11 protein-coding genes are annotated in these 12659 nt (G+C 52.5%); all 11 read right to left on the bottom strand.

Features of this window, described 5'->3' with window-relative positions; all coding sequences use genetic code 11:
• Positions 1–25 precede the first annotated feature (25 nt).
• The 11 genes from K2F33_RS19090 to K2F33_RS19040 all read right to left on the bottom strand — a co-directional run bounded on the left by K2F33_RS19090 (position 26) and on the right by K2F33_RS19040 (position 12635).
• On the bottom strand, positions 26–340 hold the full coding sequence (locus K2F33_RS19090) for a hypothetical protein (RefSeq protein ID WP_076171010.1): 315 nt from the start codon (positions 338–340) through the stop codon (positions 26–28).
• 246 nt (positions 341–586) lie between these two features.
• Complete coding sequence (locus K2F33_RS19085; protein ID WP_263878253.1) at positions 587–2338, bottom strand: glycoside hydrolase family 2 protein; 1752 nt, start codon at positions 2336–2338, stop codon at positions 587–589.
• A 29-nt stretch (positions 2339–2367) separates the two neighbouring features.
• A complete protein-coding gene (locus K2F33_RS19080) occupies positions 2368–3387 on the bottom strand; it encodes a hypothetical protein (protein ID WP_263878252.1) in 1020 nt (339 codons plus the stop codon).
• A complete protein-coding gene (locus K2F33_RS19075) occupies positions 3384–4190 on the bottom strand; it encodes a carbohydrate ABC transporter permease (protein WP_076171004.1) in 807 nt (268 codons plus the stop codon). Before K2F33_RS19075 ends, K2F33_RS19080 begins: the two co-directional genes overlap by 4 nt.
• A gap of 3 nt (positions 4191–4193) precedes the next feature.
• Positions 4194–5075 carry a carbohydrate ABC transporter permease gene (locus K2F33_RS19070; RefSeq protein ID WP_076171002.1) on the bottom strand — a complete coding sequence of 294 codons (882 nt, stop codon included), beginning with the start codon at positions 5073–5075 and terminating at the stop codon, positions 4194–4196.
• A gap of 82 nt (positions 5076–5157) precedes the next feature.
• The gene (locus K2F33_RS19065) at positions 5158–6513 is read right to left on the bottom strand and encodes an ABC transporter substrate-binding protein (RefSeq protein ID WP_076171000.1); all 1356 of its coding nucleotides are present in this window, start codon (positions 6511–6513) and stop codon (positions 5158–5160) included.
• A 297-nt stretch (positions 6514–6810) separates the two neighbouring features.
• Positions 6811–7752, bottom strand: a complete 942-nt coding sequence (locus tag K2F33_RS19060) for an ArsR/SmtB family transcription factor (protein ID WP_076170998.1) — start codon at positions 7750–7752, stop codon at positions 6811–6813.
• Positions 7753–8186: 434 nt separating this feature from the next.
• A complete protein-coding gene (locus tag K2F33_RS19055; protein WP_263878251.1) occupies positions 8187–9161 on the bottom strand; it encodes a Gfo/Idh/MocA family protein in 975 nt (324 codons plus the stop codon).
• Between the two features lie 152 nt (positions 9162–9313).
• Positions 9314–10693 carry an extracellular solute-binding protein gene (locus K2F33_RS19050; RefSeq protein WP_076170990.1) on the bottom strand — a complete coding sequence of 460 codons (1380 nt, stop codon included), beginning with the start codon at positions 10691–10693 and terminating at the stop codon, positions 9314–9316.
• 80 nt (positions 10694–10773) lie between these two features.
• Complete coding sequence (locus K2F33_RS19045; protein ID WP_076170988.1) at positions 10774–11640, bottom strand: carbohydrate ABC transporter permease; 867 nt, start codon at positions 11638–11640, stop codon at positions 10774–10776.
• 65 nt (positions 11641–11705) lie between these two features.
• Positions 11706–12635: a carbohydrate ABC transporter permease gene (locus K2F33_RS19040; protein ID WP_076171734.1), complete on the bottom strand. Its 930-nt coding sequence runs from the start codon at positions 12633–12635 to the stop codon at positions 11706–11708.
• Between the last annotated feature and the right edge of the window lie 24 nt (positions 12636–12659).

Below are 12659 nucleotides of genomic sequence, written 5' to 3'. Positions count from 1 at the left end.
TTTCATTAACGATTATTCTAATGCCTTATTTGACCAGCTCCGCCTTAAACACGCCATCCAGCGTCTCGCCGGCGTCCAGCCGTTTCTTTAACGGAACCTTCACATCTCTGGCCAGTTCCTTGAAAAACGTTTGAACATCGCATTTGACGTCGTTCAGATGTACATTGATGGTACCGTCGGCCGTAATGTCGCGATTATCTTCAGAGGGAACCGACACGACAAGATCGTACTTTTTCATCAATGTCTTACTGTACCTCGTGAACACTTCGATCAGCTCCTCGTTTTCGAAGTTCCCGATGGCATTTTTGCCTTTGTTTGTAAAAATCAGCTTCATTTCCATTTCTCATTCCCCTTTTCCTGTATCACCATGGTTTTGTTCGGACCCTGAGTTCCATTGGTCACGCGATGGTTCTAAACAAAGAAAGGGCCCACTTTATCCTGATCAATCATATCTTTGTCTTTTGTATTATAACAGTCTTTATACCGATTAACTAGGCGATGCCACCATTTACAAAAAAAGAAAGCCCCAAAACGGGGCCCTCTTCACTCTTTATTTACTTATTAGCCACTCTATTTTAAAACTGTATCAACGTCCCTGCACAATCTCGCGGATCTTCTCCAGCGGAATCTTGGGCTGTCGGTCGTACGTCAGCAAACCGTTAATTTCCTGTTCGACGTCCGTCAGCTGCGTGTAGCAGAAGCCCTGAAGCACGGGCGAAGCGAGAGCGCCCTGAACCACGTCGGCCAGGCGCCGTTCGAAATCTTCCTCATTCGACGCCCCAGAATAACCCCATCCTTTCTGGTTCCCCTTCTGGAATGAGATTCCGCCGAATTCGGTAAGCAGCAGCGGCTGTCCTTCATAAGGATACCCCGGCACCAGAATCCAGCGGTTGCCCGGTTTTGCCTGAAGCGCCTGCTCCACGGTCGAATAGCGGTCCGCCAGCACTTCTTTGCGCCATTCGTAATCATGAATAGTAACCAGGTCGGTTTTGACCAGTTCCCAGCCGTCGTTAGAGATGACCGGACGTGACATGTCCAGCGATTTAGTCATGTGATACAGCGCCAGCGCATGCTGCTGCTCGGCAGGACTCACCAATATATTCGTTACGCCCCAGCTTTCATTGAGCGGAACCCAGGCTACGATGCAGGGATGATTATAATCCCGCTCCACCGCCTGCAGCCATTCCCGGGTGATCTGACCGGCATAGGTTTCCGTGAACCGGAACGCGTTGGCCATCTCTCCCCAGACAAGCAGGCCCAAACGGTCCGCCCAGTACAGGTAACGGGGGTCTTCGATCTTTTGATGCTTTCGGGCGCCGTTGAATCCCATTTCCTTCGTCAGCTCAATGTCTTTTTTCAGCGCTTCATCGGAAGGAGCGGTCAGCAGGCCATCCGGAAAATACCCCTGGTCCAGCACCATTTTCATATAATAAGGACGGTTATTGAGCAGCACGACGCCGTCCTCGATCGAAATTTTCCGCATGCCGAAGTAACTCGCGACAGTATCCACCGCTTCTCCGTCCACCAGGAGAGTCAGCTCCAAATCGTACAGATTTGGACGTTCAGGCGACCACCAGCGCCCCAAGCCATGATCGTTAAAATCGTGCAGGCGGATGCGGCGCATCTCGTCTTTCCCCGTCACCGAAAAGGAATCTTCGGAAACGACTTGCCCCGCGAAAGAAATTACCGACTTTAATTGAAGCTTGGCCCCGGTGTCCCAGCCCTGAACGAAAGCCTGCAGCGACACTTCATTCGTATCGATATCCGGCGTCAGCCGAATCCTACGGATATGGAGGTCATGCACAGGTTCGATCCACACCGTCTGCCAAATCCCCGTCGTTCTCGTATAGAAGATCCCGGCCGATGTTTCTTCCCAGTATTGCTTGCCCCGCGGAAGCGCCGCGTCCCGGCTGTAATCAACGGCTTTGACCACGATCGAGTTGTCCGCTCCCTGAAGCAGGTCCGTAATATCCGCGTCAAACGGCGTATGACCGCCTTCGTGGATAGCGGCGAGCCTGCCGTTCACCCATACTTTGCATTCATAATCCACGGCACCGAAATGCAGAATCAGCCGCTTGCCTTGGTACGCTGTTGGCACCGTAAAGGTCCGATGGTACCACACGATATCATGGAACGAAGGATCTCCGATTCCGCTCAGCTTGCTCTGATAGCAAAACGGAACCTGAATGGTCCGCGAGAAGGAAGGATGCTCGTACCATTTTTCCCTCTCGCCGGCCGCTTCGTCATCAAATTCAAAATTCCATACTCCGTTAAGGTTGAGCCAATCCGCTCTAACCAATTGTGGGCGAGGATATTCGCCGCGCAGCATCTCTGTCATTTCTCTCTACTCCTTTGAAGTAATCACATTTAGCGCGTACGCTTGGTAACGATCCAGCTGCAAAATCCGCATACGGCGAGCCATCCTGCCGCGTACAGCAAGCCGCCGCCGCTTCCGACGAGAAGATCCGGCCGGCTGCTTTTTACCGTAAAAATCAGCAAATTGCTGAGCACCAGATACAAAAGCACGTTCCGCCCCATCGACTCCAGAAAGCCAAACGCGTACGGAATGCGTTCCAATACCCTGGCCAGCAAATAATAACCATATAATATGAAGGCAGCACCGATAATCCAGAACAATGAAGGCGGAAACCGCGAGGGAAGCTCCCCGGCATACCGCCAATTTGCCGCAAACAGTCCGGTTGCAAGCACCGATCCGGCGAGAACGAGCCAGTCGAAGCGAATCCGGTATTTGGCGAACAAGATCCCAAGCAGGTAATACGGAAAATATTGAACAGGCGGAAACGAGGCGAAATCCCTCGTGCCGACCAATAACCCAAGCTGGGGAACGTGGACCGCTCCATAAGGAAACAGCGTCTCTGCAAGCAGCAGGCCGGCCGCCAGAAAACCAAGCCACTTTCGCCCGGATAGCCAGCGCAGCGGAACGAACAGCACCAAGCCGAGGACCATCAAATACGTAAAAGACACCAGGAACTCGGACCAGCCCGGGATATCCTTCAGCAGCATGATCGGCCGAATCGTGTCCCATTGGAGCGGCGCTCCGTCATGAAACACCCTGAACGCCGTTCCGGATACATAAAAGGCCAGCAGTGTTTTCAGCGCGGCTGCCAGCATCCGCGGGCAAGCGCTGCGAAACGGCTTGGAATAATAAGCAAGCTGCGATACATACCCGAAGCTGAACACAAACCCCGAGAAGGTGATGAGGTTGAAGAAATCGATCCAGCGGCTGATGGACGGGTACACGACCGGATCGCTGAAAAATTGCAGCGTGTGGCAGTACACCATCCCGACGATCAGCAGTCCTTTGAACAAATCGATGGCACGCTCGCGCCGCTTCGGCTCTATCCCGGCTACGGCAACGCCGCTCACCCTTTAATCCCCGACAGGCTGATCCCCTTTATGATTTGCCGTTCAAAGATCACAAACAGAATAATGATCGGGATGGAAGACAGCGTGTTCACAACCATCGGCTTCACGTAATCCTCCGAGTACTGGCTCATCAAGGTCGGAATTCCCATCGGCAGCGTAAACAGCTTGTCGTTTGTCAGCGACAGGAATGGCCACAGGAAATTGTTCCACGAGCCGATAAAGGTCAGAATCGCCATCGACGCGAGCGCCGGCCGGGTCAGCGGCAGCATGATCACCGCGAATATTTTCCACACGCCGCCTCCATCCATCTGCACGCTCTCAATCAGGTCGTTCGGGATGCCGTCAAAAAATCCTTTAAGCACGATTACCGCCATCGGCGAAGCCAGCGCTGTGACGATCAGCCCCTGGTACGAATTCAGCAAATGCATGTCCTTGGCGACCTGATACAGCGGAATGATGGTTGCTTCGCCGGGAACGAGAAGACCCGCCAAAATGAAAAAGAACATGATGGCTTTAAACCGGAAAGGAATTTTGGACAATGCATAAGCCGCCATCGCCGCAACTAGAACGGTCAGAACCGTGACGACGCCTGCGACGAAGAAGCTGTTCCACACCCACTGCATCAGCTTAGTGCCGCTGATAATTTGTCCGTACACCGCGAAAGAATATGGCGGCGTAAACCAGTCGAACAAACCGGAGACCTTCATCCCTTCCTGCTTGATCGATACGACCAGCATCCAGACCAGCGGAATCAGAAACACGCACGCCGCGATGACAGAAACGATCCGGTATACCCATTTCATGCCTTAAGCCGCCTCCTTCCGGTTGTTAACGACATACTGGATAATCGACAATACGAGCAAAATCGCAAACAGCATATAGGACATCGTCGCCGCGTAACCCAGGTCATTTTTTTTGAAACCGCTCTGGTAAATGTACTGGATGATCGGCCTTGTCGAATCCAGCGGTCCGCCGCCCGTAATGATGTAAATTTGCATGAACACTTTATAGGAAGCGATAATTTGCAGCATCAGAATCATCCGTGTGATCGAATTCATCATCGGCAGCGTGATCCGCCAGAACATCTGCCCTTTGGCCGCTCCGTCCAGCGATGCCGCCTCATAAATTTCGTCCGGGATTTCCTGCATGGCGGACAGATACAAAATAAAGTTGAACCCCACCGTCCACCACAGAGTCAGAGCGGCGACCGCAATCCAGGCCAGCGACGGCTCAGTGAGCCAGAAGATCTCTTTCCCTTCCGCCAGGATGCCGAGTCCATGCAGAATCCCGTTAATGAAGCCGGTATAGGGCTGGAACATAAACAACCCCAAATACGATGCCACCGAAACCGAAAGAATGCTCGGCAGAAAAAACGCACTGCGGTACAGCTTCTGCAGCTTGGATTTCCGGTTCGCGATAAGTGCCAGCGCGATGGCCAGCACGATCATGGTCGGCGTCGTCAGAAAAACGAAAATCGTAGAATGCCATACCGCAGCCCAGAACTGGTCGTCATGAAACATGCGCTGGAAATTGTCCCACCCGACATATTTCATCTTCCGGATCAGGGTCCATTTATAAAAGCTCATCTGCGCGCCCTTAATCATCGGCCAGATCGTAAACAACACATACACAATCAGAAAGGGCAGTAAAAAAATCAGTGCCTGCAAGTCGATCCGAAGCTTCTTCATGACTCACCTTCCTCTCCCGCATCGCTCAGGCAGGCTTGGAGCCAGCCGCCCCAAACCTGTCTGATGGATCATACCCTCATGGTTACTCGCTTAAAACTTTACCGATCTCGGTCTGCATTTTGTCAACGGCATCCGAGCTCGACATCTTGTTGGACCAAACTTCGTTCAAATATTTAAAGAGCGCGTTATCGCGGATCTGCCAGTTCTTGTCGGAATGCTTGTTGAATTTAACGGTGCTTGCCACCGAGACATAATCGCTCCGGTACGGCATCTCTTTGAATTCCGGCTTGTCGAATACGGCCGGCTTCGAAGGGATATGGCCCGCTTTCGCCCAGATTTCTCCGTGGTCGGCGATCCAGTTGGCGAAAATCAGTGCAGCTTTGCGCTTCTCCGGATCTTCATTGCTCGTTGCCGGCAGAATGATCGTATGCGAATCGCCCCATGTCGCTTCCTGATCGAATACTTTAGGGATCGGCATGGCTCCGAATTCCAGCCCTTTCGTTTTCTCCCACGTTCCGGTCGCCCACACGCCGGTCATCATAATCGCCGCATTTCCGCTCTGGAACGTTTTATAGAAATCCGGGTCGTTCAGCTTGATGAAATTGTACTTATGGTATAAGTCCTTAATATAATCCGCGGCTTTTACTGCTTTTTCTTTGTCGATGTCGGCTGATTTCAGGTCGTCGGATACGACGTCATTGCCGCCCTGCTGCGAATAAAGTGCCCACCAGAAACGGAATGGATCGTCGTTGGAGCTCGAGAGCGCAAACGGATATTTGCCTTTCGGAAGCTTCTCTTTCAGCGTTGTCAGAAACTTGATGAATCCCTCGCCAGATTGCTCCAGAACCGGCTTGCCGTCTTCGCCGAGCAGCCCTGCGTCTTTAAGCAGCTTTTTATTGTAGTACATAATAAACGGATGTGTATCGATCGGAACCGCATAATGCTTGTCATCGTAAACGGAAGCTTCCAGAATGTTCTGGTTGAACGTGCTCCAGTCGATGTTGGCATCCTTTGCCGAATCGTCCAGCTCGGTTGCAACCCCCTGATTGATCAGGTCGGGAAGACGGGAAATATGGGAGATGCCCACATCCGGACCGTTGCCTGCGCCAACCGCTGTGATCAGCTTCGTATAATACTCGCCCCAGACGAGCTTCGTATTTTTCACTTGAATATCGGGATGCTCTTTATTGAACTGGTCTACCATCGCCTGCATGTTATCACCGTCTCCGCCGTCAAACAGCGTCCAGAAGGAAAGGTTCACTTTCTCGCCGCTGCCGCCGCCCGTATCCGTCGAAGCGCTTTCACCAGTACCGCCGGACGCGTCTCCGCCTGCACTGTCTGCCCCGCCACTGCTGCCGCTGCCACCGCTGCCGCAGGCGCTGAGCAATAAGGTCAGAGACAGTAATGTGATCCACATGAAGCTGAATTTTCTTCTCATACGTACCCCCCATTTTCGTCACCGTAGTCGTTCTAAAGAACAACGTTATTGTTTTATTACAATTTTATTGTTCTTATGGGGCTATATTACGGCTAAACTTCTATTTTGTCAACGCATTCATTTCATTTTTTTGTAATAAAAATTTTGAGTTGTTTCTATTCTCGTGCATATCAAATGGGCTTCATCGCTTTATCAGCAAGAAGAAATTGCCTAACCACGCTCTTCTCCCATAAAAATCCACAAGCCCCGTAACAGAAACAAAAAAACCATTGTTACAAACTTGTTGTAACAATGGTTTTACGCTTCGTCCGTGAGGGGAACATATTGGATACGCATCTTGATGTCCTGCTCATAATCGCCGAACTGCCGCCCAAAGATGTTCACCCCGCCTTTATGGACCGCATTTGGATCCACGCCGATTCGCAGGCGCAAATTCGGACGCCCTTCCAGCTGAAGATCGTTGATGCCTACATCCGATACCTTTTTCATATCCAGCGTCGTCCGGTCCTCATCGACCCGCCACGTTTTCAAGAGGCCGTACTGCGTCGTCCAATCGAGCCACCAGGAGGGGTTCAGCCTGCCGCGGCGGTCCCCGAAATCCCCCGGACTCGTCCACATCCCGATCTCAAGCCCGTTCACCCAGACCGATATGTCCGAGGGCCAATCGTTATCGAAGTTGGGCGCCTCCGAGCAGATTTCCATGGACAGCTCAAGCGATTTGATTTTGACGTTTTGCGGAAGCTCCAGCGGCAAAATGTACTCCAAGTAACCTTTGCGGAACCAGATGATCTGTGCATCGATATGCTTCGGATGGTAGAAGCTCGCCGGCTCGTCTTCCCGGATGATCATTTCGGTGCCGCTCGCCATGCCGCAGGTCGGGTATACTTCGCAATCGCTGTACAATCCGATCGGAATCTCGACCTCATACACGCCGTAATTTTCCTTGGTCGATTGGATCGCCGGGTTGAGACTGATATGGATGTCATCATAACTGCGGGTGCATACCTTCATCGCCCCCCGGGCCGCGGGCAGAAGCTCTGTCGTCAGCAGCTTGGCGGCCTCCAAAATTTTGACGTTGTTCGCCACTGTCGACACCGGCAGCTTGAGTGCTTCCGAAATTTCGATGATATTCATGCTCCGCGTGTAGAGCAGTTTCAGCATATCCACCCTCGCCCGGGTGGACAATGCATGAGCAACCTGAACCAGCTGATCCGGCTCATTCACATTCAGATCCAACATGCTAATCCTTCCTTCTCGTTCCAGCTCTTTTTATGCCTAAGTTTGAGTTTACCTTGTTTGGGACAGCAGAAGCAAGATCTTCGCAAGAAAACAAGAATTAGGGAAAGCCGGGAATCCCGTTCCCTGATAGAGAATGGAGCCTTCGATCCGGAATTTTTTTTCTTTTAGAAGGCTGCGTCCCCATCGTAATGATGATACAAATTGGCTTAACTGTGACTGTTTCCTTCATCGAATTGACATATACAATCACTGAATCCAAAAAATCCAAATTGATAGATCGAATACGGTTTACCAGATTCTATTCTGGAACACACCGTCATATCCTGATTATGGAAAAGGCGTGATTATGCACGGCACCGATATGTTTATGCACGGCTTACAGCAATCCGGATACGCAAAAAAGGAGCCCGCAGGCTCCTTCAGGGGCTCTATATTTACCCCCTCTTGGTTATGGTTACCGGCAATCCGCTTTGTGCCGATTCGTTGGCAGCCAGCGTCACTTCCAGCGTATGCATCGCTTCTTCATACGGAGCCAGAATCAAGCTCTGGTCACCCGTGGCAACGGCCCGAATGAAAGCGTCGTCCTGGACTTTGTAGAAATCGGATTTGCCGCGAAGAATGATCGTCTGCTCCGGTTCCAGAATGGTAAGCGACGTTCCTTCGAGCGTCAATCTGAAATCCCTTCCAATGATCTCCAGGGAGGAACGGCTGTCCGGCTGGGGTAGAAAACCGGTGTCGATGTGACCGATTGCGCCCGAATCGAACACCAGGTTGACCGAAGCGGCATCCGGCGTCGTGATCCCGGGAACGTCTCTGTTCAGCAGCAGGGCCATGTCAGCACTGACCTTGTGGACTGTTCCGGCCAAGTACAGCATAAGATCCACATTATGGGTCGTCTGCTCTACCAGCTGTCCGCCCGACTTGGCATGGTCCACCCACCAAGGAGTATCCGGCAACCCGCCGAACCTGTGGGCCCGCACCATGGCGATTTCTTTGCCGGCCAGGTACTGTTTCGCCTTCTGTACCGGCTCCATATACCTTAGGCAATAGCCTGTGGCCGTCATGACGCCCGCTTTCCGGATAAAATCCGCTTTTTGCCGTACAATGCCCATATCCAGCCCCAGCGGCTTTTCCACCAGCAGATGAATGCCTCTTCCTGCCGCCTGCTCTTCAATATCACCATGGGCAAAAGGAGGGACGCATACAAAGAGTGCATCCAGCTGCTCGTTCGCCAGCATCCGCCGGATATCCGTATAGGCGACTCCACCATACCGTTTTACAGCTTGTTCCGCCTGCTTCGCGGAAATATCGCACACGGCGACCAGCTCTGCCTGATCATGATCGTCAATATGCTTCAAATGCTCGGAGGCGATTCCGCCTGCCCCGACCAAACCAACACGAACCATCATGGGACCTCCTTACATACTGTTTTTTAAACACACGCAATGGGATCATTTGCTCCTGCCGCTAGGCAGCTACAATTTCGAATATCGTCCTTGCGTCTCCTGGTAAAAAGGAAGTGCAAAGGCCCCGTGAAGGGCCCTGCACTCGCTTTAACCTGTCACTTCAGATTGGCGGACCATTTCTCCGCGCGGTCCTGCAGTTCGTCCAGGAACTGCTGGATGTCCGGCGCGTTGCCGGAAGCCGCCTTGCTGATAAAGCCGTTGACGGCCGGGACGATGTCGCTCATATAGAACGGATTGGCTTCATCCATCAGCTCGGAGTGCCCGACATTGGCGATATCTAGCGCCTTTTTCACATATTTGTCTTCCGGCTTCACAAAATCGGCCTGCTTGATCGTCGGTGTCATCGCGAAGTTCTCATACGTATATTTTTGCGTCATCGGGCTGGTCAGGAATTTGAGAACTTCCCAGGAAGCTTTCACGTCCTTGGCGTTCTTCGCCATGACGAACGGATCTACGGCCACCCAGCCTTCGCCTTTGGGGCCCATATTCATCACCGGCTCGAACCGGTCCAGCAAATCCTTGTTATTGTTTGCGATAAATTCGTTCATCGTCGCGCCGCCGGTGCTGTCCAGCGCAATCGCGATGTTGTTCTTCTCAAGCCCGAAGTTTTCCGCTCCCTGGGCTGTGATAAAGCCGGCCGGCGGCAGCTTTGCGGCCTCCTTCAGCCATTCCATGACCTTGACCATTTCCGGGGTGTTCAGATGCCATTTGATCGACTTTACGTCTTTCAGCGAGCCTTCGGCCCCTTTCGCTCCGAAAGCCAGGGTCAGCGCCACAAAAGTGGAGCCGTTCAGCGAGTTGCCCGACCAGTATACGCCGTAGTTCTGCTCGCCGGTTTTCGGATTTTTGCCGGTCATCTTTTTGGCTTTTTCCAAAATTTCTTCGGGGGTCGCTTTCTCTGTCAAGCCTTCGACGCCCCAGTCGCTGAACAGCTTTTTGTCATAGATCGTCATGCGGCGGCCCAGCACGGCAGGAATGCCGAACTGCTTGGATCCGTCCGGCGACTTGGTGCTGTAGGAATTGTTCATGATGCCGTCCAGGTAAATGCCGGGATCAAACGATGTGTCTTCTTTGATCAGGTCATCCAGATCACGCAGCAGTCCGTCCTGATACCATTGGGAGGCAAAAGCTCCCCCGGTGTACAGCACGTCGGCATCCCCCGACATGAGCATCGCCGTTTGCTTGGCCTTTACGTTCTCCCAAGGAATTTGGTACAGCTCCACCTTGATATTCGGGTACATTTTCTTGAACGTCTTATCCATGTACTCGGTCAGCCCGATCGTCGGATTGCCCGTCTGCGCGTTGATGCCGTTGTCGAGCTGCCAGCCGGCCAGCGCCACCCGGACGGTTCCTTTCATGTCGGAGACTTGCTTGATTTCCACGCCGCCGGTCACGTCTTTGCCTGACCCTTCAGAGCAGGCTGCCAGCGTGAATACGAGCGTGCAGGACAGCAGGAGCAGAAGCCATTTTTTCATGCGTGTTCCCCCTTTTCATCATCAGTGTGTTCGCAATCATCATTGGTGCCGTGCGGCCCCAAGGCCGCGCTTCGCCGGGTTTACTGCTTGATCCCGGACAAAGCAATGCTTTCGATAATGTAACGCTGCAAAAACATATATACGACGACGACAGGAATGAGACTGACCGCCGTTGCAGCCATAATGATCGAGGGCTGTTGGTTGATGCCGTTGTTATACGTAAACATCGCCAGGCCGATCTGGATCGTATATTTGGCAGCGTTCTTCAGCACCAGCAGCGGCCACAGCATTTCGTTCCACACGCCCAGGAACAGGAGGATGATCATGGTGGCGATAATCGGCGTGCAGAGCGGCAAATACACCCGGCCGAACACGGTGAACTCCCCGGCGCCGTCGAGAATGGCGGCTTCGCGCAGACTGGATGGCAGCTGGTCGATGAAGGCTTTGGCCAAAAACGTGCCGAAGGCATAGTTAAGTGCCGGTAAATAAAAAGCCAGATAATTGTCCAGAAGCCCCAGCTTGCTGAAGAGCAGGTACTGCGGAATCATGGTCATTTCAAACGGAATCATCATCGTACTCAGTGCCAGCAGAAGCACCAGGCTCGCCCCTTTGAACCGCAGCTTGGAGAGGGCATAACCGGACAGCAGCGCGGACAGGGAGCTGACAACGATGACGCCTGCGCTGACGATGATGGAATTGATGATATAACGGAACATTTTAATGTTCGTAAAGGCCACTTCATACGTGCGTATGGACGGCTCTTCCGGCCAAATTTTCGGCGGAAACGTAATGTTCAGCCGGGCCCCCCAGTCGAAGCTGGTCACGAGCATCCACAGAAATGGCACGATCATGATAAAGGAGCCGAGAAACAGCACGATGGCGAGAATCCACTGACTGACAGGGATTTTTTTACGGCGCAGCGCCTTGGAATCGGCCGTTTGGATCATGGCGGGACCTCCTTTGCTTAAGTATCATGTAGTTCTGATATGACGTCGGTATTGGCCCTAGTGCGTCAGTCGAGGCTGTCTTTGCGGCGGTTTAACAGCATCATAACTGCGGTCAGCACCAAAATGATGATGAACAGCAGATAAGAAGCGGCTGTGGCCAGACCCATTTGCGATGCCAAAAATGCGTTCCGGTATATGTACAGCACCACCGTCATCAGGCTTCCGCCCGGATTGCCTGCCGTACCGCCGATCAGCCACACGTCAGTGAACCGCTTCATGCCGCCGATCGTGCCCATGATGAGCATAAAGACGAAGATCGGACGTAAATAAGGGATGGTGATATGGAGCCATTTCTTGTACCCGCCCGCCCCATCGACTTCAGCGGCTTCGTACAGGTCGCGCGGCACGCTTTGCAGGCCTGCCAGAAAAATGATTGTGTTGTAGCCAAGCGCCCCCCACAGGCTCATCAGCACGATGCTGTAGCGCGACACCTCCGGATTCGTAAACCAGCCGATGGGATGGTGTACCCCGAACCAGCTCAGCACAAAGTTCAGCAGCCCTTCTTTCGATGGGAAAAACAGAAACGAGAACAGGAGACTGGTCGCTACCGCCGACACGACGTTCGGCAGAAAATAGACGGCCTTAAAAAAGTTTTTGCCGAAGTTCCATTTGAGATTGTTGATCAGGCTCGCCAGCACAAAGGATAATACGATGCCGAGCACCACGGACAAGACGCCCATCAAAAACGTATTTGTAAGCGCTTGCCAGAAGACCGGATCCTCCAGGGCATACCGGTAATTGCTGAGCCCCACCCACTTTCCGTTTAGCGACAGGCCCGACGTCTGGTGAAAGCTGATAAACAATGCGGCAAACATCGGATAGATGGCAAATGCGAGCACGCCGATAATTAATGGGGCGCTGAACAAATAGCCGGTCCAATCATTGCGCGTGAACCATCTTTTTCGTTTGGGTGTCATTCTCTTGTCAGCATTCATCTCATTGCTTACTATCAATCGGCC

Origin of the sequence: Paenibacillus sp. PSB04, assembly GCF_025809195.1 — a bacterium.
Classification (GTDB): Bacteria; Bacillota; Bacilli; order Paenibacillales; family Paenibacillaceae; genus Paenibacillus_AQ; species Paenibacillus_AQ favisporus.
Note: the sequence above shows the minus strand (reverse complement) of the source record. Positions and strands in the feature narration are given on the sequence as shown.